Here is a 20,531-nt window from a genome sequence, read left to right as displayed (position 1 = left end):
GGAGATGGGAGTAGAGTTCGCCGAACGACTGCACGCGGAGATGCCCCTTCTTCCGGGCATGGGGCATTTCCCCCTGCGGACAAGGCTGGCCATCGATGAGGTTAGTGCTGCATTCCGATAAGCCGCCAGCTCCTGCACGTTCAGTCGAAGGTCGACCCGCTTATGGCAGATCGATGGGACCGACATGGCAGCGCGGCATTTAGCTGCGCAGGATGTTCCCTAAGCTCCCCTGCCCTCCCTTTGACCGATCACGCAGCGCCACGCCGCAAGACGTTCGGTCGGATGCTGATTCATCCACGCAGCGAGCTGCGGCGCGCCCATTAGACAGGACTGCATGGAGACATCAGCGAAGTCAGAAGTGGTGACGGTCTGCTCGTGGCAACTTGCCGGAGCAGCAAGACTGCAGAGCACGGCGATGATCTTGATCACGAGAAAATCCCTTCGGATATTCGGAGACAGCCTTCGATTAGTTCGGTCGAGTCAGCATGCCAGGGCGCTACCTTCCACGGCGCGATCGGAGCGATCGGCGTGGATGTAGAGCGGACGCGCCGTGCCTTCCACGACCTCGCGGGAGATCACGACCTCTTCCACACCTTCCAGGCCCGGCAGATCGAACATGGTCTCGAGCAGGATCGCCTCGAGGATCGAGCGCAGTCCGCGCGCGCCGGTCTTGCGCTCGATCGCCTTGCGGGCAACCGCGCCAAGCGCCTCATCGGCGAAGGTCAGCTCGATGTTCTCCATCTCGAACAGGCGCTGATACTGCTTGACCAGCGCGTTCTTCGGGTCGGTCAGAATCTTCTTCAGCGAGGTCTCGTCAAGGTCCTCGAGCGTCGCAACGACCGGCAGACGGCCGACGAACTCAGGGATGAGGCCGTACTTGACGAGATCGTCAGGCTCGACGTGGCGGAAGATCTCGCCGGTGCGGCGATCTTCCGGTGCGATCACCGAGGCACCGAAGCCGATCGAGGTCGACCGGCCGCGCGCCGAGATGATCTTCTCGAGGCCGGCGAACGCACCGCCGCAGATGAACAGGATGTTGGTGGTGTCCACTTGCAGGAACTCCTGCTGCGGATGCTTGCGGCCGCCCTGCGGCGGGACCGAAGCCACCGTGCCTTCCATGATCTTCAGCAGCGCCTGCTGCACGCCCTCACCCGACACGTCTCGGGTGATCGACGGGTTGTCGGACTTGCGGCTGATCTTGTCGATCTCGTCGATGTAGACGATGCCGCGCTGCGCGCGCTCGACATCGTAGTCGGCGGCCTGGAGCAGCTTCAGGATGATGTTCTCGACGTCCTCACCGACGTAGCCGGCTTCGGTCAGCGTCGTCGCGTCGGCCATCGTGAAGGGCACGTCCAGGATGCGGGCGAGCGTCTGCGCGAGCAGCGTCTTGCCCGCGCCGGTCGGACCGATCAGCAGGATGTTCGACTTCGCGAGCTCGACGTCGTTGTGCTTGGTCTGGTGGTTGAGGCGCTTGTAGTGGTTGTGCACCGCGACCGAGAGAACCTTCTTCGCATGGCTCTGGCCGATCACGTAGTCGTCCAGCACCTTGCAGATTTCCTTCGGCGTCGGAATACCGTCGCGCGACTTCACCAGCGAGGACTTGTTCTCCTCACGGATGATATCCATGCAGAGCTCGACGCACTCGTCACAAATGAAGACCGTGGGACCCGCGATCAGCTTGCTGACTTCGTGCTGGCTCTTGCCGCAGAACGAGCAATACAGCGCGCTATTGGAGAGTGACTGAACTGTCATGAGGACCTCAGTGCGGCTTGCCGAGCACGAACGTGAAGGGGACAACAAAGAGCTCGTCACCCTGGTCGTCACTGACGTGCAAGATCCAGTCTCGCCAGTCTTCGAGACTGCTCTCATTGGTAAAGCATTGCACGACGCGGGTCGCATGATCGCGCGCCTCGGCAAGATCATCCACCATGGCGCCTCGGCGATCGACGAATACCTTCTTCGTGTTGGAGCAGTGGAAATAGACCTGGGTCATGTTCAGTCTCCATTGAATGGTATGGGGATCAGCGAGAGGCTCGCGTCGCTCGAGTCCTCAAGGAGAGGGCACGAAGATGAAGGGGGTGACGCTGCCGCGATCTGGAACCACATCCAGGTAGCCAAGAAAGGAAACAGGATCATTTGAGCACCTCGCCGATCACGACTTTCCGAGGAATAGTGAGGCTCAACCGCCGCACTTCGTCGCCAACAGGTCGTTGAACGCGTTGATCACTGAATCGATTGCAGCCAACACTTGCGCGCCGTCGACGCGATTGGCAGCGGCATGTCTCAACATCACCGACTCATAAAATGAGGCGGCGTAAGCGCGACAGCGCTTCTCTTTGTCGGTGGCGTTGTCGAGTTGGCTTTGTACCGTCGCCAAGCGAGCGCAAGAGTCGTCGTTGTTTGAAGCGCAGCCCGCCGCGACCGCAGGAATCGTAGATGCGTTAATCGCGGCTGAAACTATGAGAACAGCGATTCTCCTCATCGGCGCACTCCATAAAGCGAGTTGTTGCGAGGAGACTCACATTCTTCAGGTCTACGTTCTATTGCACGCGGGTCGTTTCAAGTACGGCTGTGGTTGTCCCACATAAACCTTGGCTTAAAGAAAACGAGAGTGACGATTTCAGAATCGGCAGAGGTGCCACCTCTCTTAGCGAGAGAGGCAGCACCACACTCGGCGGAGAGCTGACACGGTCACGTGCGCTGCAATAGCCGCTTTCTGGACTACGGAGATGAAGGGCTCGGAATGCAGCCCGGCCGCACCGAAGCTTCGCCGATCAATCCGAAGAAGCTGGTCTCGAGTTCCGCGCGGATTCTTTGCAAACGCGTCCCGCTCCCGCCGTCCTGGCCGTCCCGGATCGTGACCGTTGCGGTCAAACCCGACACCAAAGGCACACCGGCAGGCACGTAATCGATCGCGATCCGGACCGGCACTCGCTGGGCCAGCCGTACCCAGGTGTAGACCGGATCGACGTTGGGCAGCCCCTGTGTCGCAGCCGCTGCATTGGAAACGCTGACGCCACGCGTCACCGTTGCGACGTGACCTATGACGGGCTCAGAGTAGCCCATCAGCTTGGCCTCAGCACGGTCACCCACGCACAGCCGGGCCAGCTTTGTTTCCTCGAAATAGCCGTCGACCCAATAGCTGTCCCTATCGATGATCGAAATATTGGCGGCGCCTTGATGCGCGTAGTCTCCCTCTCGAAGCAGGAGGTTCGTGACAATCCCATTCACCGGGCTGCGCACTTCGGTACGCTGCAGATTGATCTCCGCCTGCCGGACTTGCTCCTGAGCCGACTCGACGGCCGCCTTCGCCTGTAGCGCATTTCCCTCGTAGACCTGCTTCTCTTCGGTGCTGCTCGCCAGATCCGACAAACGTCGCCGACGTTCGGACTGCAAATCCTTCACGTTGCGGTCCGCCATCCTTTGCTGCAAGACCGCCTTGTTGGTGCGGAGCGCAACGTCGAAATCGAAGGGGTCGATGACGTATAAAAGGTCGCCTTTGTGAACGAACTGATTGTCCACGATTCCCAGCTCCTTGATTCTTCCGGAAATCTCCGGCGCGACGCTCGCGACCTGCACCCGCACGCGCCCGTCGCGCGTCCATGGTCCGGCATTGTACTGGTCCCAAGTCACGAGAGCGGCGATCGCTGCAACGGCGGCGATCCCGACCGTCGCCAGCTTGCGCAACAGATGCCGCACGGTTCGCGAGCCATGACTTCGCCGCGGTGGCTTTGATTTACGTGGAGGCAGGACGATCTGTTCGTCATCCGGGTACCCTTCCGATACCCTTAGGGCGATCCCGTCGAACTGGTTCGTTTGATGAACCGGTTCCTCGGCCTCAACCGACGACGAGCGCGCCAGGCTTTCCTGCATCGGGACTTCCCGAACAGCCTCATCATAAACGACAGAATCCATGGCGCCCTCCTCTAGAATAACAGAATCAATAGGCCGAGAACCGTCACATATAGGCTCAGCTCAGCGATTGCGGCGTGACTGAACACCTTCGCAAAGCCGACGACATGCAGAAGCGGTCGGAGTGCGAGGATGACGACAAGAGCTACCACCAGGTAGGTTACAAACGGCGCTAACAAGACGCCTCCGACCACCAGCTCTGCAAAGGTGTGCGCCATCAGGTTGCCTCCGACAAATCGCGATTTTGGCTCCGATCGAAGATGTTGCTTGTCAGGGAAAGGCACGCCGCAATTTCTGCCTGGATCGAGTCGTTGTGCGTAGCCCGTTCACGAAGCCTGTGCGCGATAGCGCGCAGGGTGGCCGCATCTCGCTTGGCGATCGCCCCGCGTACTTCGTCTGCAAGTGGCCCATCGGCGAATTGCATCAGCTTCGCATCGCAAAGCCGGAATATTGCTGATTGATCGAAACAAGAGAGCATTTCTGCGAGGGCGCGACTGTCCTGTTCTCCCCCAGCGGCGAGAAATTGCCCTATCCGCGAAGCGTCCCGGAACGTTGCTTCTTCCAACGCCTCTCCATTCCGCAAGAACGGCTCCTGCAGCTCGCGGCGGACCTCCGCCAGAAGCTGCTTCCTGCGTTTGTCATCGGGTACGGGAGGAATCAGTGTTTGCGTTGCGAACAGGAACACGGCTGCCGCGACAATGAACACAGAGGTGAAGAGGAACGCCTGCGGATTGTAGGTCTGTGGATTACTCGGCGCCAGGATGAGCATGGTGAAAGGTAGAATGGCGCGACCAAGTGATGACCACAGAAGATTTTTAGAGGTGATGAGGAGTGCTGCGCCGACCACGAGGGGAGCAAGACCGATAGCCAGCAGGGGGAAGGCGTCGGCGCCATCGAGGATGATGAACTCGAGTATACCGGTCAGAACAATTGCGATCGGCGCAGCAACAAGCGCAACCGCGGTGAAGCCGCGCGGGTTCGGAGTTGTGGCCCCCAATCCGACCATCAGCGCCACGAAGGACAGAGAAACGCTCGCCGCAGGCCACCCGACCCAAACGTAGAAGGCCGAGGCGATTGCAAACCATAGAGAGGCACGGAGACCGCTTTCGGCGGCAATTCGATAGGAGCGATACAAGGGTGCACGCCACAATCGCAGCGGCCACTTGACTGATCTCAGAGCGATCAGTTCTTGTCGAACATCTTCGTCCCGTCGAACAAACTCGTTCCGTGCCGAAACTTCCGTTCGAGCGTTCTCGCGAGCAGAACCGCTGCTCAAGGTCCGCGCAGCCTGTAATTCGGCGATTAGCGAGACCGCGGCGCTGCGGGCGGCAGCGCTCCTGACCGAGCCGCTGCTCGACTCCGGCGCCAGGCTTGCGATCTCCGGCCGCAGCGCCACAATTTCTCGCAGTAGCGTCAGGAATGTCATCGAGTTGTCTGGTTCGCCGCGGAAGGCAGCGCTTGCATAGACGCGGATGCGGCGATGGATCGCCGCCAACTGCGCGACCATGCGCGGTTGACGGTCTGGAGCAAACATGAACGTGTTCATCACGGCGATCGAAAAAATGCCGACCACGATTGCGGCGCCACGCGCCATACCGGATTCAAACACGTGCTGCGGATTGTCGATCTGCTGTGTCGCAATAAATGCGACAGTATATCCGGACAGCACCGCTGCATAAGCCCGATAGCCGTCCAAGAGCTTTGCCACAAAGACGCAAATGCCAAGCCACGCCGCGAACGCCAGGAGTATCAGATCTCGCGCCTGCGAGAAGAGGCCTGTGATTGCGATTGACACCGTTACGCCCACCACAGTGGCGAGCAATCGAAAACCTGCCTTGTCCAACGCCTGGCCGCGGGTTGGTTCGGCGAGAACAGCAATCGTAAGCGCGGCAGTCGTCGGCGATTCGAGCTGCAGCCAAAAGCTCACGAACAAGGCGATGATCGTAGCCAGCCAAACGCGAATGGCGAAGCTCCAGGAGCTGACCGGAATTTTCGCTACTGTGTGCGGCTGCTCTGACATTGTCGCGATCACGGTCGTGCCTCTGCAGATGCTTCACCACTCGCGCTCAGTTCTCGTGTCCCGACACATCGACAGAGGCGACGAAACAGTAGCCGCGGCCGGGGATGTTGACGATGAACCGATGCCCGTCCCGACCGTCACGCAGCGCGCGACGCAGCGCGGACATATGGACCGTGAGGTTCGCAGGCTCGACAAAGACGTTGGGCCAGACCCGGGCCATCAAGTCCTGCTTGCTGACCAGCTCACCGCGGCGTTCAAGCAGAGCAATCAGGATCTCCAGAGCACGACTTCCGAGGCACACGGGTTTGTCTTCTTCGAGCAGAAGAAACTGCGTCGGAAGCAGGCGGAATGGTCCGAAGGAAACGTCGGCTAGGGCGGCGCCGACCGATCCACTTCGTTTCTGGGAGAGTGGTGCAACCACCTCAAAAGGCTGAGCGGTGCGTCCGGCGTCAAATTCCGGTTCGGGATGAAATTGCTCCAGGCGTCCGAAAGCTGCAGTCGAAGCTGATGCGCGCATTATGACCTCGCGTGCTTTGGCAGGCTAATCCCGCAAAGATGCCACTGACCGTAATCTGACGATTTGGAGCGCCGCGAGCTATTCCACGCGGGTGGTGAGCACTGACAGATTTGGTTGCGTTGCCTAAACCTAGATTTACAAGCCGAGTGGAGGAGTTGGGGCCGCGCATTGTGATGCTCGGGCCGGATCAACAAAATACGCGAGAGCCATTACTTGAGCAGCGAACTACTTCGTTAGCCCAATTTCGGAAACGCGCAGGCGCGCCGTCTCGTGGCAAGCAACCTGGTCTATCCTAGGCCGCGCGTCGATAAACGACACGACGAGGCCGCGTCTGCTTCTCCGTTCGCGACCAAATTGGCGCGCCGCGCGATATGTTGCGAAGAGTCACCAGCGGACATCGCCTCGTAGTTCGTCTTACGTCTCGACCTGCTTCAACCGGTGGATGGTCGGCTTTCCGTCCATGAATTCAGCCATCGCCCCCGTGAGTGTCCTGAAATATTCTGTGCTCAGATGGGCATCGACTGCTGCCTGATCGGCGTAGCGCTCCATGAACACATAGGTATTCGGCATTTCACCGTGGTAGAGCCGATATAGCAGACAACCCTGCTCGTTTTCATTGACCTTCTTGACGAGCTCAGTCGCGAGCTCCTCGAATTCTGCGCTTTTGTCTTCCTTGATCTTGGTCGTTGCGACAGTTCCAAACATTCGCATCACCATCGAGTTTGAGCGCGTCGTTCTATTGCACGGCGTATTGGGCTACTTTACCGGCATGCGCCGAGGCGCCGGGAGTGAAGCGCAGCAAATCGCAGCAAATTGTTGCTAGACAATCGGTTGATCATGACGGTCGGGCAGGGATCGCAAACTGAAACAGAGCCCGGCGTGGCTGGCTCGGGTTGACCAACAGGCATCCGCCATGGATTCGACGATTGAACGGCAGATTGTTAGTCCCCCAATGTACAGATCGTTCCACAGCTCAGGAGCGTTGCGGCCTATCAGGTACGAGCTTGAGCTTATCGGCCATACGGCCGAGCTCGGGAAGCGAACCGGCCTGCATCTTCTGCATCGCCCTGCTGCGATGCACCTTCACGGTGGCTTCGGCGATGCCGATATCATGGGCAATCTGTTTGCTCAGACGGCCGCGGGCGACCTGAATCATGATCTCGCGCTCCCTGGGGCTCAGCGATCCGAAGCGCTCCCTGAGAGCGACCAAGTCCTTCTCATTTTCCCGCCGTGCACGATCACGAGAGAGACCGAGCTCAATCGCGTCGAGGAGATCTTGGTCGCGGAACGGCTTAGTCAGGAACTCGATAGCGCCCCTTTTCATCGCCTGCACGGACATCGGTATGTCGCCGTGTCCTGTGACGAAGATGATCGGAATTTCCCTATTTGCCGTGACGAGCTCGCGCTGAAGATCGAGACCGCTTTGACCGGGCATTCTGATGTCGAGCACAAGGCAGGTGGGGCAATCCGGGAGATCGGACTTGAGGAACTCGGAAATGGACGCAAATAGCTGAACATCGATGCCGAGCGATCGCAGTAGCCGCCCGACAGACGCGCGGAGGTCCGGGTCGTCGTCGACGACCAACACGGTGGAGGTGGAATCAGGCATCGCTGCTGCTCGAAGGGACCGCGAAAATGAGCCTGTGTCCTGGTTTTCGGCCAGACCGCGCATTTCTAGTCCTAATCGCGGAACCTGAACAGTCCCATTGTTCCCAAAGCATGCGTGCGGGGTACACCAAAGTTTACGACCTGACCCAGCTCGCTCCCGAACGCGCTGATCGACTTTAGGATCTGTGGCTCGCCCGATCGCGGCTGAGCGACGCCCATCACCTCATGCAAGCCACTCACCTTCAGCGCTGACAGCCGATCGAGCGAGTGCCTTGTCCGCATCATCGCGGGAAGCCTTCTCAGCTCGCCGTTCATAATCGTCGGCAAGAGCCCTTAGCTGACCTGCAATCGCCATGTCAGTCATGGTTTTGGCGGTACGGAGCAAAGTCTGCGCGGTCTTCAGATATTGTTTGCCTCGTGGTGAGATCTGAAGCGTCATGACGCCCTCGCGCGGTGCTCGGTCGACTGGTCGAAGGGCATTTGGAGCCAGCCCAACCAATTACGGTCACTTTGGCGGCGAGTTGCGAAGCGATCGACGCACTCCCTGGAACAAAGCGGGGTTCGCCACGAATAATGCCGGACGAGACCGAACTTGCCGTCGCACATTGCGCATCGAGTGGCCCTGTCAGACCTGTGAGTTTCCAAGCGATAAGCCATTGTTTTCTCCTTTTCGCCCCTGCGCATTTCGGACGCATGCAGACTATTAGGATCGTTACCAGCACCTCAATTGAGCGCAGGTCGAAGTCGGGCATCCAAAGGGGCGGGACGGCGATACGAAGGCTTACAATGCCCGGACGTGGTCCTGAGGTCGCCGGGTATGATCCCGGCGATCACGTCGTCCAGCGGGGAATTCTCCATCCCGACCGATGATTGCCAGGACTCGCAATCGCCGTCGGCATAAGCCAAAGTTTAGGCGCATCGGCATTGCATCGATGGCATTCTTGACGCAAGTCAAGCCATCCCACGCGGATCTACGGCACCGTTAGCTGCCCGCACGAAGGGGCCTGCGAATGGCATAAGCGCATGATGAAAAAGGTACTAGTTTCGGTCGTCGACGATGATCGGTTCTTTCGTGAGTCAATGTGCAGGCTCATGAGATCCCTGGGCCATACGGTCGACGTTTTCTCGTCTGCAACCGAATTTCTCGCCTCCCCGCGCCTCTCCGAAACAGCATGCCTGATCACCGACATTCATATGCCCGCCATGACCGGGCTCGAACTCTGTCGGCGCCTTATCGATGCGGGCCACGCAATTCCGACGATCCTTGTGACGGCATTTCCCAATGACGTCGACCGGGCTCGCGCGCTAGGCGACGGCGTCTTGTGTTACCTGCGCAAGCCAGTGGACGAGGACCAACTGATGCGATGTGTTAGCGCGGCTTTCAACTCCGGTGGCTCGCCTGAAGGATAGTCGGGAGCTCTCTTTCGGTATCTGGCAAGGTGAACTGGAATACGGCGCCGCCGGGCTCGTTCGCTCCCGCCCACAGCTTGCCCCCGTGAGCTTGGATGATAGAGCGGCATATCGACAGCCCCATGCCTGTCCCACTCGACTTCGTGGTATAGAAGGCATTGAAGATCCTATCGAGATGCGCAGGATCGATGCCCGGCCCTGAATCGCGCACGGCCACGAGGGCGCCTACCTGGTCCTGATCGGTGCTGATCAACATCCCTCTTGCTCCCTCTTCTACCGAGCTCATTGCTTCAGCCGCGTTGAGAATCAAATTCAGCAAGACTTGTTGCAGCTGAATGCGGTCCCCCAGAACCGGAAGCAACCCCTCCGCAAGCCGGGTCTGGACCGAAACGCCATTCCTGACGATCGCGCTTTGCGCCAACGCGATCACTTCGTTGATCGCCGCGTTGAGATCAAACCGCTCTTTTCGCGGCGGCGCTTTTTTGATTTGCTCTCGGATGCGATCGATGATTTCTCCGGCTCGATCTGTGTCCCCGACGACACAGGAGAGTGCCTCGCCGATCTCCCCTAGGTCCGGCGGCTGCATCTTCAGAAAATTCAGGGCCGCCCGGGCGTTGTTGCGCGCGCTGGCGATTGGCTGCGCAATCTCGTGAGAGAGCGAGGCTGCCAATTCTCCCATCATGCTCACGCGGTTCACATGGGCGAAATCCGACTGCATCTGCTGCAATCGCGCCAACGCCTGCGTTCGTTCCTCTATATCCGTCAATAGTGCATACCAGCGAGAAATGGCACCGAAGGTGTCGCGAACCGGAATGCCGCGGATGTCAAACCATCGATATTCACCGTCAAAGCGTCGTATGCGTGCTTCGGTCTGGTATGGAACGCCGGCGACTATCGACCTTGTGACGATTTCAGCGAGATGGGGAAGGTCTTCATGATGAATCGTTCCGTTTGTGCCCCAGTTCTTCATTTCCTCCAGTGACGCACCACAATACTCAAGGATTTGGCGATTGACGGCTTCGACGTCGCCATTCGGGGCCAAGCTCGCAACGAGACCGGGTATCCCGTCAATCGCCGAGCGTAAACTCCGCTCGCTTTCGCGCAGCGCCTCCTCAGCCCGTTTACGCTCGGTCAAATCGAGCACGAACGCGACGCCCTCGTCGCCGCCTTCCTTGACGAGCGCGGCACCAATAAGCACGGGAACGCGGCTACCGTCCTTCCGAAGATATTCCTTCTCAAAAGGCTGAACTATCCCGATTGAGTTTAGCTGTTCCAGCGTGATTGCGTCACGCTCGTGCCATCCCGGAGCACTCAGCTCGTTCCAGCGCACCCGGCCCCACGCGAGGTCATCACGGTCATATCCCAGCATACGGAGGAACGCGTCATTGGCTTCAATAACCTGCCCCTGGCGGTTGGCAACGAAGATCCCGATGATATTGGCGTCAACCAAACGCCGTATCTTCGTCTCCCGATCCTCGAGATCGCGATACAGCCGTGAATTCTCAAGCGAGATGGCTGCTTGCGACGCAAGCACCTCCAGCAGCGCCGCGCGATCGGGTGTGAAGATGTTCGGCGCAAGGCTGTTCTCAAGGTAGAGAATGCCGATGAATTTTCTCTGACTAATCAACGGCAAACAAAGAATAGAGCGAACACGACTCCGAACAAAGTAGGCATCGGTAGAAAATGGGTGTCGAGATGACGCATCGTCGATGATTACCGTCTCATGAGTACGCGCTCCATAACGGGCCAGCGACTCCGGCAGCGCCGGTGCGATATCGGCCCGTTGCCGCAGATGCACGGTTACGTTCTCGCCACTAGAGATCGCCTCCGCCTCTATCTGCAGCTCTTCATCTCGTGGAACAATCAGAAGACATCGTTCCGCGCCAGCGTGCTTGAGTGCAGCGCGCAAGAGCTTGTCGATGAGCTCTTCGAGAACCATCTCGCCAGAAAGTGCCTGCGAGGCTTCAATCATCGTCGCGAGATCGAGATGTTCGACCGGTGCTTCGATCGTGCCCGCTGGACCCGGCGCACGCTCGTCCTGTCTCAGCCGCGGATGGAGCTGGTCGAGTTGCCGCACCTTTCCATCTGCTCCCCATCGCAAGTAGCAATGCCGCGCATTTTTGAGGTAGAGATGTGCAACCTCCTCGAGGCCGCGCGCCGCGTAAAAGCGGGCAGCCAGCTCGTAGGCCAGCGCCTCGTTTTGGACAAAGGCGTTTGCGCGGGCCGAGGCAATGGCGCGCTCGTAAAGGTCCATGGCCTCGACCGGGCGTCCCTCAATCCGGGCGATCTCGGCAGCGACCAGCGCTGCACGATCCTCGAAATTTTCAGGACAATTCGCCGCCCAGGCCTGCAGCTCCCGCTCGTGGCCGCCAAGCGCGTCTCGATGCTCGGCGTACGGCTCGGGGCCGAAGGGCTCACACCGAGCGGCTCGGCACAGGCCGGCATAGAAATGCCATTCGGCTTTTTCGGCCGGAAAGAGCGACAGCGCCCGGGAAGTTGCGTACCATGTCCCCGCCTTCTCCGCTGCCTCGAGCGCCGAAACATAGTCGCCGGCAAAGAAGCGCGCCTGGAGCTTTCGGATCCAGTAGTAACATTCCAAAAAGGCACGAGCGGGTTGACCCGTGATGCGGTCTTCGAAGGAGCGCTCCGTGAATTCACCATCGTCGAGGGAACCGAACTTCGCAATTTTCCCGCGCAGGGTCCGGGCAAGCGCGATCGGCGCGGAAAGCCTGTCGAGGAAGAACCCATACTTCTGCACGAATGCCAACGCGTCCTGAGCTTCGCGCTCGAATTGATCGAGTGGATGGCCCGATGCAAGAAGGATGCTACTGAGACCCCGGGAGGCAAGTGAGGCATATGTCGGATCGCCGTGATCCTTCGCCAACTGGAAGGCGCGACGTGACGGTTCGATGCCCTCCCTTAGCGGTCGTGTCCACGGGACCACAATCGCGAAGGCGACATAGGTCTTCGCCCCGAAGTCTGTCAATCCGCGACGTTCCAGCAGATCGCAGGCCGACTTTCCAAACCGATAACCTTCAATGTACTGGCCGAAGCGGGGGCCGGCGAGCATCGCCACTGCCACGTAGTTAAACGGCGCCGCCTCGCTGATGCCGTGCTCGAGGCTGAGATTTGTGGCAGCGCAGACGCTAAGTGCGTGCAAGTTCTTGTCGGTGTACATGGCCGGCAGAGCCAGGCTGCTGAGCAGGTCGAGCGTCGCCCTTGCCTTCTGGTCTTGGATCAGCGGCAGGTCAACGATATCCTCGATCGAGCGATCTCCGAGCAATGACCAAATGCGCTCGTACTCGTGACGTGCGTCCGCCTCGGTGGGATGCGCTGACCAATCGATGCCTACATGCCGCAAACACTCCAGGGCAATTGTCACCGCCCTTTCGCCCGCCCCTAGCATTGCGCATAGATCCACCCGCCGGTAGGCCACGAGGCATTTTTGGACTGCGCTGAGCGCGCGCTGTGCCAGCGCCGCCAGACGTTGGTCGGCAAGCTGCGCTGCACCAGCATAGACTTCACAGTCGGCCGAATGCAGCTCCAGGTCAAAGGCGAGGTCGGGCCGGCGCTCCCATGTGTCCCCCGGCAACAGCGCCGCACCGGTGGTCAGATAGGTCAGCGCGGAGGCATAGGCCGACGACGCCTTGGCGCGCTTGCCAGCGGCCAGGTTCAGCTCCGCAAGCCGTTCGCGTTCCTCGTGGGATATGATTAGAGTTGCCCCGCGATTGAGCTGGTTGACGATCTCGAAGATCGCCTCGTCGCGCTTTTCCGGTGAAGCCTGCGCCAGCAGTAACCGGCCGATAGTCAAATGCGACTCCGCGCGCGACTTTTCCGGAATCAGCGCATAGGCCGCTTCCTGCACCCGATCGTGAATGAACTTGTATGAGCGCACGGCGCGATCGATCAGTTGTTGACGCATGGCTTCCGAGAGAGCCGCGTGCACCTGCTCTTCGGCCGTTCCGAGAACGACCGAAAGGATATTGAAATCGGCAACGTTGCCGAGGCACGCCAGCCGTCGCAACGCGTCTTGCGTGTCGAGCGGTAGCCGCGTCAGCTTCCCGGCCAGAAGCTCCACCACATTATCCGTGTACCCCTTGGCATGGATGCCGCCGACATCCCAAGACCATTGCCCCCGCGCTTGATCAAGGGCCAGCAGCCCCTCGTCGGCGAGCACGTGAAGAAACTGGACGACGAAGAACGGATTGCCGTCGGTCTTCGCGTGCACGAGATTTGCAAGCGAACCGGCCTGCTCAGCGTCGCAGCGGAGCGTGTCCGCGACGAGTTCGTCCAGATGTTCGGTTGTGAGCGGAGCAAGTTTGATCTCCTGCACTCTTCCGGTTGCCCGGATCGCCTCCAGCTTGCGCATGAGCGGATGCGCCGCCGTGACTTCGTTATCGCGAAAAGCACCGACGAGGAAAAGATTACGGAGTTCGGACCGGTTCAACAGGTCTTCCAAAAGGTCGAGCGTCGCTGCGTCGAGCCACTGCAAGTCATCGAGGAACAGTGCCAGGGGATGTTCCGGCCGAGCAAAGATACCGATCAATTGCCGAAGCACCATCTGAAAGCGCCGCTGCGCGTCCTGAGGCGGAAGCTCGGGGACCGGCGGCGGCTCGCCGACGAGAACCCTCAGCTCAGGAACGAGCTCCACCATCAGTCCCGCATTGGACCCCAGTGCTTCCTGCAAGGCGTAACGCCATGGCGCAAGGTCGGCGTCACTCTTGCCGAGCAGCGGCCGGATCAGGCTCTGAAGCGCCTGTGCCAACGTCGCGTAGGGAACGTCACGCTTGAGCTGATCGAACTTGCCGGAAGCGAACTGGCCACGCGGCGGCACCAGCACCGGCTGCAGCTCGTTGACGACCGACGATTTACCGATGCCGGAATAGCCGGAGACCAGGACCAGTTCCGGGGCGCCACCGTTGACGACACGATCGAACGAGGCGAGCAAGGTGTCGACCTCATGTCGCCGCCCGTAGAGTTTCTCAGGGATCACGAGCCGGTCGGACGTGTCGTGTTCGCCGAGTGGAAAGTCGTCAATCTGACGCCGTTCGTCCCATTCTGTTTGGCAGCTGCGAAGGTCGCTTTCGAGGCCGGCTGCCGTTTGATAGCGGTCTTCGGCTCGCTTCGCGAGCAATTTCATGACGATCGCCGAAATGACGCCGGGGATTTCCTTCCGCTCGATCGGGGGCGCCGGGCGCCTGGCGAGATGGCAGTGCACCCATTCCATCGGATCCGTGGCGGTAAACGGCAATGCACCGGTGAGCATCTGGTAGAAGGTTACGCCAAGCGCGTAGAGGTCGCTCCGGGAATCGATTGAACGATTCATCCGTCCGGTCTGTTCCGGAGCCATATAGGCGAGCGTGCCGGCGATGGTCTCTGGAGGGCGAGGTGACTGACGTTCGCGCACGAGGCGCGAAGCGATGCCGAAACCGGTCAGCCGCACTTCGCCGGACGCCTCGTTCAGCAGGATGTTGCCCGGCTTGATGTCCTTGTGGACGAGCCCGCGCTGGTGAAGCTTGCCTAAGGCCGCCGCGACGGGAATGGCGAGACGCAAGAAGCGTCCCGCCTCGATGGGCGCGCCGAGCACGCCATCCAGCGGCTCGCCGCCCGCATCATCGAGCAGCAGTATGGTCCGGTCGGCATCGTGCACAAGCTCCAGCGGCCGTACTGCCCACGTACCATCGAGTTCGTCCTTCAGTTCGTATTCGTGCGTGAGGCGCTCGAGGCTTGAACGAGACGGGTGGTCGGCGACAGGAGCAACTATCAGCACGGCGCGCTGCTCGCCATCATCGCCTAATCGCCAGCCACGCCGAAAGACGCGTTCGTCGTCCTTCCACACGATCTGAGAGCCATCATCCGAGTACGCGACATTCACCGAATGCGGCACCATTTATGAGCCTCCGGCGTTCGGCCTCCCGATTGAATTCACCAAGCCAAGCTTTTCGTCATTCGCGCGGCCTTTCTCCGGCCCCGGCAAATCGTATCCGATCGGCTGAGAAATGCCAGCCGTCCATTGATCGTCCGTGCTTGAAATGCGCGGAGCCACGCCTTCTGGCTAGCAGCAATTTGGCGAGATTTGCCGCGCTTTACTCGCGACGGAAGCACATGCGCCTTAACGAGGAGTGTCACGGTGACATCGCGCGAGAATGTCGACCGCATCAAGTCGAAGTATGTTTTGCTGTCAACGCAACACGAGCCGTTTTCGAAAGCGCGGTTGGTCGCAATCTGTCACGGAGGTGCTGTTATGAAAAGGCTTTGGCCTCGTGTGGCCGTCATCATGGCAAGCCTTGTCGCGTTTGCTTCGGCAGCGCAAGCGCGCACGGCTTACGACGGATCATGGGATCTTACCTTTGTAACTCAAAGAGGCACCTGCGATCCGACCTATAGCTTTTCGGTCAACATCACCAACGCAGTTGTAACCCATCCCAATCTCATAAGGTTCAGGGGCTACGTGGCGCAGTCTGGTGCGGTTCGCGCGTCGGTGGCTGTTCAGGATAGGTATGCGTCGGGCTCAGGACGGCTGTCGGGAGCATCCGGCCGGGGAAACTGGACTGGCCAATCGGCCGGCGCACGCTGCTCCGGCTATTGGACCGCACGGTGAAACTAGCGTCCTCACTCAGAAGCGATGCGACACAGCTAGATCGCGCCTGCGAAGCGGCCGCCGCGCGCTGCTCCTGTTTGACGGTAAGCACGACACATAGATCGAGGAGATTACGCCCATAGCGAGAAGGGAAAGAGACCTCGCGAGTGAGGTGCGTCCATTTTGCCGGCTCGATCGCGCCGCACTGCGTGTTCAGGATTTCTTCTTTTAACAATTCGAACTCCGCCGCCGCGACGGTAGCCCCAATATCCCGCGCTCCTCGCCTAATCCGCAGGCCCAGACAATCGGCCCAGAACATGCTATAATCAGCCAAATGCCCAAAGCCGCACGTGCATACGCGTCGGAGTAGAGGAACGTGGCGTATTGGGATAACGAATTTCAGCGAGTCCGGTCGCCGCCGCTGCGGTATGGATTCGCGGTCGTTTGTGTGGGGATCGCGATTGCCGCTGCGCTCGCGATCCAACAATATCAGTTCCGTGATGTAGCGCTGCCGGTTCTTGTACTCGTCATCGGCATTGTCACCTGGTACGCAGGGACCGGGCCTGCCGTCGTGGCCGTCCTGTTGGGCACGGCAGCCTTCAACTACATGTTTGTAGAGCCGGTCCACACCTTCTACGTTTCAGCGCAAGACCTGCCCTACTTTCTTGTTTTTGTTCTCTCGGCGATCATAGTTGCCTCCTTCAGCGCTGTTCGGCTTCGAATCGAGGAGAACCTTCGCCACGCACGCGACCGGCTTCAGGCCGAGCTCGAACAAGGCCAGCGGCGCGAGGCCGCAATTAGCAAGCTCAATCAGGAGCTCAATCTGCGCGCGGCGGAGCTGGCAGCGGCTAACAAGGAACTCGAGGCGTTTGCCTATTCAGTGTCGCACGACTTGCGGGCGCCACTGCGTCATATCGTCGGCTACTCCGAACTTCTGCAAAAACACACACCGAACTCGCTGGACGACAAGGGTCAAAGATACGTACAGACGATTCGCGAATCAGGAAAAAGAATGGGCAACCTGATCGATGATTTACTGGCGTTTTCCCGGATCGGCCGCACTGAAAGCAGGACGACGGCAGTGGACCTCCAGAAGTTGGTCAAGGAGGCAGTTTCCGAGATAGAGCTGCAAACGAAGGGACAGGATATCTCTTGGACGATTGATGCACTTCCGGTCTGTTATGGAGATCGTTCGCTACTAAAGCTTGTTTTGATGAACCTGCTCTCCAATGCGGTCAAGTTCTCAGGCACACGGCGTCCTGCCAAAATCGAGATTGGCTCTGTGGTTGCCAATGGAGACAGGATCGAAATCTTCGTGAGGGATAACGGTGTCGGGTTCGACATGCAGTACGTCAACAAGCTGTTCGGGGTATTTCAACGGCTGCATCGTGCTGACGAATTTGAGGGCACTGGAATAGGACTGGCAACCGTGCAGCGTGTCATTCACCGGCACGGCGGGACAGTGCGAGCCGAGGGAGCGGTCGATCAAGGCGCCACTTTCTATTTTTCACTGCCGAAAGCCGAACATTCAGCGAAGAGGACAGCGAATCCGCCATGAGCGAACTGGGACGAATTCTGATCGTCGAGGACGATCCGAGGGATGTTGAGCTTACTCTCACAGCTCTTGATGAGCACAAGCTCGCGAACGAAGTGGTCATTACTCGCGACGGCAAAGAGGCACTCGATTATCTGCATTGTCGAGAGCAATTCGCGTCGCGCGCCGATGAAAACCCCGCGGTTATTCTGTTGGACCTAAAGCTGCCGAAAGTGGATGGATTGGAGGTCTTACAGAAAATCAGATCAGATCCGAAGCTGAAGATGATACCCGTAGTCGTACTGACATCATCACACGAAGAAAGGGACATGCTGGCAACCTACCAGCTCGGGGTGAACGCTTACGTCGTGAAGCCCGTGGACTTTCACGAGTTTGTCAACGCCGTCAAAGAGCTGGGCATGTTCTGGGCGATCATAAATCAACCGCCCCCAGGAAGCGCGAAGAAGGTGTCATGAGCTCGCCAATCGGAATCCTCTTGCTGGAGGATGACCGCAATGACGCGGGCCTTATAGAAGTGCTCCTTGAAGCCGATCATTTGATCTGTCGCATCACCTGCGTGCAAAGTCGCACTGAGTTTCTGGCAGCTCTTGAGAGCGCCGAATTTGACCTGATCCTCTCGGACTACAAACTACCTTCGTTCGACGGGCTCTCCGCGTTGAATCTGGCGCAGAGTATCCGCCCCGATCTGCCATTCATCTTTGTTTCTGGCACTCTCGGCGAAGAGGCAGCTATCGAGGCTCTTAAGATCGGGGCCACCGACTACGTTCTGAAGACCCGGATGTCGCGGCTCGTGCCCGCCGTGCGGCGCGCGCTGAGCGAGGCAGGCGATCGAGCCTCGCGCCAACGGGCCGAAGATGCACTGCGTCGAAGGGAAAAAGAGCTTCGGGATACCGTTGAGGCGATACCTGCGATAGCGTTTACGACGCAACCCGACGGTAGCAGCATTTGGACAAACCGACAGTGGGTGGAATTTTCCGGGTTGTCCGTGGAAGAGACGTCGGGACCGGGTTGGCAATCCACGATTCATCCTGACGACCTCATCCAACACGTCGCCAAGTGGCATCACTCGATGACAAGTGGTGAGGCTTTCGAAAACGAGGCCCGGCATCGCAGTGCCAACGGAGAATACCGCTGGTTCTTGGTACGGGCAGTGCCCCTACGTGATGAACAGGGCACGGTTCTCAAATGGTACGGCATCCTGACGGACATCACCGAACGCAAGCGCGCAGAGGAGCGCCTCCGCGTGCAGCACACTGTTGCGCAGGTCCTGGCGGAAGCAGCCACGATCGAAGAGGTCGCTCCGAGAATACTGCGGGCCATAGGCGAGTGCCTGGGATGGGACGTTGGTGCACTCTGGCGCGTGGACCGGGAGACCAAGGCGCTGCGCTGTGTCGAGCTTTGGCATAAAACGTCGATAGAGGTCCCGGAATTTGAAAGAATCGGCTCGGAGTTCACTTTCGTTCCGGGGGCGGGACTACCAGGGCGAGTGTGGTCCAGCCGTAAGCCCGAATACATTCCCGACGTCATTTCTGCTGAAAACTTTCCGCGCAGGCGCGTCGCCCAACTCGAAGGACTGCGCGCGGCCTTCGGCTTTCCTATCCTGCTCGGGGGGGACGTCTTGGGCGTGATCGAGTTTTTCAGCCGCGAGCTCAGACAGCCCGATCAGGAGCTGCTCAACGTGCTTGCCACCATCGGCAGCCAGATCGGTCAGTTCATCGAGCGCAAGCGCACCGAGGCGGAATTACGCGAATCGGAACAGAATTACCGCACGTTGTTCGAGTCGATTGACGAGGGCTTTTGTACCATTGAAGTCTTGTTTGACCACAACGAAAAGCCAATCGATTATCGTTTCTTGCAAATCAGCCCATCGTTTGAACGGCAGACGGGAATCAAGAATGCCGCCGGAAGACGGATGCGCGAAATCGCGCCAGAGCACGAAGAACATTGGTTCGAGACTTACGGCAGGATCGCCTTGACGGGCGAACCGATGCGGTTTGAAAATGAAGCCAAGCAACTCGGACGCTGGTATGACGTTTACGCCTTCCGGGTCGAAGACCCCAGGCGCAGGCGCGTCGGAATCCTTTTCAACGACATCACCGAACGGAAGCGGGCGGAAGCCAAAGCACGAGACAGCGAGCACCGCTATCGCGAAGTGCAGGCAGAGCTGGCCCACGCGGGCCGGGTCGCGACGATGGGGCAGCTCATGGCCTCGATTGCCCACGAAATCAAACAACCTATCGCCGCGGTTGTTAACGGCGCACATGCCGGTTTGAACTGGCTCGATGCTCAACCGCCAGATCTGGAGGAGGTCCGGCAGACGCTCGGTTTTATCGTCAGCGCCGGCAAGCATGCGGGCGACGTGATTGACCGTATCCGCGCCCTTATGAAGAAGGCGCCTCCTCGAAAGGAGGACTTGGATATCAACGAGGCGACGCTTGAGGTGATAGCCCTGACCCGCGGCGAACTTTTGAAGAACAGCGTCTCGGTGCGGACGCAACTCGTGGAGGGCTTGCCGGTCATTCGAGCAGATCGGGTCCAACTGCAACAAGTGATTATCAACTTGATCATCAACGCCGTCGAAGCGATGCGCGATGTGGTCGAAGAGGATCGGCAGTTGCTCATCAGCACCCGTAACGAACCCGATGGCGTTTGCGTCGAGGTGCGGGATTCAGGGCCAGGCTTCGCTCCTGCGGATCTTGAGCGCTTGTTCGATGCTTTCTACACCACGAAATCGGGCGGTTTGGGCCTTGGGCTGTCGATCTGCCGCTCGATTATTGAAGCGCACAACGGAAGATTGTGGGCAAGCCATAACCTGCCACATGGCGCTATCTTCGGCTTCATTGCACCTGCTAATCCGGCTGTCGAATCCTGAGTGTACAGACCTGAGAGCAACCGTCCGAATACGCTATGTCTAACCAATGCTGAACAA

General features: G+C 59.2%; 16 protein-coding genes. 4 read left to right on the top strand and 12 right to left on the bottom strand.

Annotated features, from left to right (window positions below):
• Positions 1–219: 219 nt before the first annotated feature.
• From SO180_RS15375 to SO180_RS15325, 11 genes are all read right to left on the bottom strand, one after another.
• A complete protein-coding gene (locus SO180_RS15375) occupies positions 220–429 on the bottom strand; it encodes a hypothetical protein (protein WP_449379678.1) in 210 nt (69 codons plus the stop codon).
• Between the two features lie 51 nt (positions 430–480).
• Positions 481–1,752 carry an ATP-dependent Clp protease ATP-binding subunit ClpX gene (gene clpX / locus SO180_RS15370; RefSeq protein ID WP_449379677.1) on the bottom strand — a complete coding sequence of 424 codons (1,272 nt, stop codon included), beginning with the start codon at positions 1,750–1,752 and terminating at the stop codon, positions 481–483.
• A gap of 7 nt (positions 1,753–1,759) precedes the next feature.
• Positions 1,760–1,993: a DUF6894 family protein gene (locus SO180_RS15365; protein WP_449379676.1), complete on the bottom strand. Its 234-nt coding sequence runs from the start codon at positions 1,991–1,993 to the stop codon at positions 1,760–1,762.
• 186 nt (positions 1,994–2,179) lie between these two features.
• Positions 2,180–2,482 carry a hypothetical protein gene (locus tag SO180_RS15360; RefSeq protein WP_449379675.1) on the bottom strand — a complete coding sequence of 101 codons (303 nt, stop codon included), beginning with the start codon at positions 2,480–2,482 and terminating at the stop codon, positions 2,180–2,182.
• 239 nt (positions 2,483–2,721) lie between these two features.
• A complete protein-coding gene (locus SO180_RS15355; RefSeq protein WP_449379674.1) occupies positions 2,722–3,915 on the bottom strand; it encodes an HlyD family secretion protein in 1,194 nt (397 codons plus the stop codon).
• Positions 3,916–3,926: 11 nt separating this feature from the next.
• Positions 3,927–4,130, bottom strand: coding sequence for a DUF1656 domain-containing protein (locus SO180_RS15350; protein WP_449379673.1), 204 nt, complete (start codon positions 4,128–4,130; stop codon positions 3,927–3,929).
• Positions 4,130–5,932 carry an FUSC family protein gene (locus tag SO180_RS15345; RefSeq protein WP_449379672.1) on the bottom strand — a complete coding sequence of 601 codons (1,803 nt, stop codon included), beginning with the start codon at positions 5,930–5,932 and terminating at the stop codon, positions 4,130–4,132. Before SO180_RS15345 ends, SO180_RS15350 begins: the two co-directional genes overlap by 1 nt.
• A 46-nt stretch (positions 5,933–5,978) precedes the next feature.
• Positions 5,979–6,449 carry a winged helix-turn-helix domain-containing protein gene (locus SO180_RS15340; RefSeq protein WP_449379671.1) on the bottom strand — a complete coding sequence of 157 codons (471 nt, stop codon included), beginning with the start codon at positions 6,447–6,449 and terminating at the stop codon, positions 5,979–5,981.
• A 414-nt stretch (positions 6,450–6,863) separates the two neighbouring features.
• Positions 6,864–7,154 (bottom strand): putative quinol monooxygenase, encoded by a 291-nt coding sequence (locus SO180_RS15335; RefSeq protein WP_449379670.1) that lies wholly within the window; start codon positions 7,152–7,154, stop codon positions 6,864–6,866.
• 268 nt (positions 7,155–7,422) lie between these two features.
• Positions 7,423–8,058, bottom strand: a complete 636-nt coding sequence (locus tag SO180_RS15330; RefSeq protein ID WP_027526655.1) for a response regulator transcription factor — start codon at positions 8,056–8,058, stop codon at positions 7,423–7,425.
• Between the two features lie 222 nt (positions 8,059–8,280).
• A complete protein-coding gene (locus SO180_RS15325; RefSeq protein ID WP_449379669.1) occupies positions 8,281–8,496 on the bottom strand; it encodes a hypothetical protein in 216 nt (71 codons plus the stop codon).
• 584 nt (positions 8,497–9,080) lie between these two features.
• Between SO180_RS15325 and SO180_RS15320 the strand changes: the two genes are divergently transcribed.
• The gene (locus SO180_RS15320; protein WP_449379668.1) at positions 9,081–9,467 is read left to right on the top strand and encodes a response regulator transcription factor; all 387 of its coding nucleotides are present in this window, start codon (positions 9,081–9,083) and stop codon (positions 9,465–9,467) included.
• On the opposite strand, the gene SO180_RS15315 is transcribed toward SO180_RS15320, so the two are convergent.
• Positions 9,439–15,357: an AAA family ATPase gene (locus SO180_RS15315; protein WP_449379667.1), complete on the bottom strand. Its 5,919-nt coding sequence runs from the start codon at positions 15,355–15,357 to the stop codon at positions 9,439–9,441. The genes SO180_RS15320 and SO180_RS15315 overlap by 29 nt on opposite strands.
• A gap of 1,066 nt (positions 15,358–16,423) precedes the next feature.
• On the opposite strand from SO180_RS15315, the gene SO180_RS15310 reads away from it, so the two are divergent.
• Genes SO180_RS15310 through SO180_RS15300 form a run of 3 tightly spaced genes read left to right on the top strand, consistent with a single transcriptional unit; the run spans position 16,424 to position 20,474 of the window.
• Positions 16,424–17,605: a sensor histidine kinase gene (locus tag SO180_RS15310; protein WP_449379666.1), complete on the top strand. Its 1,182-nt coding sequence runs from the start codon at positions 16,424–16,426 to the stop codon at positions 17,603–17,605.
• Positions 17,602–18,057 (top strand): response regulator, encoded by a 456-nt coding sequence (locus SO180_RS15305; protein ID WP_449379665.1) that lies wholly within the window; start codon positions 17,602–17,604, stop codon positions 18,055–18,057. The genes SO180_RS15310 and SO180_RS15305 overlap by 4 nt, the downstream gene beginning before the upstream one ends.
• Positions 18,054–20,474, top strand: a complete 2,421-nt coding sequence (locus tag SO180_RS15300) for a PAS domain S-box protein (protein WP_449379664.1) — start codon at positions 18,054–18,056, stop codon at positions 20,472–20,474. Before SO180_RS15305 ends, SO180_RS15300 begins: the two co-directional genes overlap by 4 nt.
• The last annotated feature ends 57 nt before the right edge of the window (positions 20,475–20,531 follow it).

It is taken from the genome of Bradyrhizobium sp. UFLA05-112 (genome assembly GCF_053572325.1).
The sequence above is the reverse complement of the archived record's forward strand: the minus strand, read 5'-3'. Positions and strand labels throughout refer to the sequence as shown.

Excerpts from the sequence above, each read along its gene's own strand:
- clpX (WP_449379677.1), bottom strand. The coding sequence starts at position 1,752 with ATGACAGTTCAGTCACTCTCCAATAGCGCGCTGTATTGCTCGTTCTGC.
- SO180_RS15315 (WP_449379667.1), bottom strand. The coding sequence starts at position 15,357 with ATGGTGCCGCATTCGGTGAATGTCGCGTACTCGGATGATGGCTCTCAG.
- SO180_RS15305 (WP_449379665.1), top strand. The coding sequence starts at position 17,602 with ATGAGCGAACTGGGACGAATTCTGATCGTCGAGGACGATCCGAGGGAT.
- SO180_RS15335 (WP_449379670.1), bottom strand. The coding sequence starts at position 7,154 with ATGTTTGGAACTGTCGCAACGACCAAGATCAAGGAAGACAAAAGCGCA.
- SO180_RS15350 (WP_449379673.1), bottom strand. The coding sequence starts at position 4,130 with ATGGCGCACACCTTTGCAGAGCTGGTGGTCGGAGGCGTCTTGTTAGCG.
- SO180_RS15340 (WP_449379671.1), bottom strand. The coding sequence starts at position 6,449 with ATGCGCGCATCAGCTTCGACTGCAGCTTTCGGACGCCTGGAGCAATTT.
- SO180_RS15320 (WP_449379668.1), top strand. The coding sequence starts at position 9,081 with ATGATGAAAAAGGTACTAGTTTCGGTCGTCGACGATGATCGGTTCTTT.
- SO180_RS15325 (WP_449379669.1), bottom strand. The coding sequence starts at position 8,496 with ATGACGCTTCAGATCTCACCACGAGGCAAACAATATCTGAAGACCGCG.
- SO180_RS15345 (WP_449379672.1), bottom strand. The coding sequence starts at position 5,932 with ATGTCAGAGCAGCCGCACACAGTAGCGAAAATTCCGGTCAGCTCCTGG.
- SO180_RS15360 (WP_449379675.1), bottom strand. The coding sequence starts at position 2,482 with ATGAGGAGAATCGCTGTTCTCATAGTTTCAGCCGCGATTAACGCATCT.
- SO180_RS15355 (WP_449379674.1), bottom strand. The coding sequence starts at position 3,915 with ATGGATTCTGTCGTTTATGATGAGGCTGTTCGGGAAGTCCCGATGCAG.
- SO180_RS15300 (WP_449379664.1), top strand. The coding sequence starts at position 18,054 with ATGAGCTCGCCAATCGGAATCCTCTTGCTGGAGGATGACCGCAATGAC.
- SO180_RS15330 (WP_027526655.1), bottom strand. The coding sequence starts at position 8,058 with ATGCCTGATTCCACCTCCACCGTGTTGGTCGTCGACGACGACCCGGAC.
- SO180_RS15365 (WP_449379676.1), bottom strand. The coding sequence starts at position 1,993 with ATGACCCAGGTCTATTTCCACTGCTCCAACACGAAGAAGGTATTCGTC.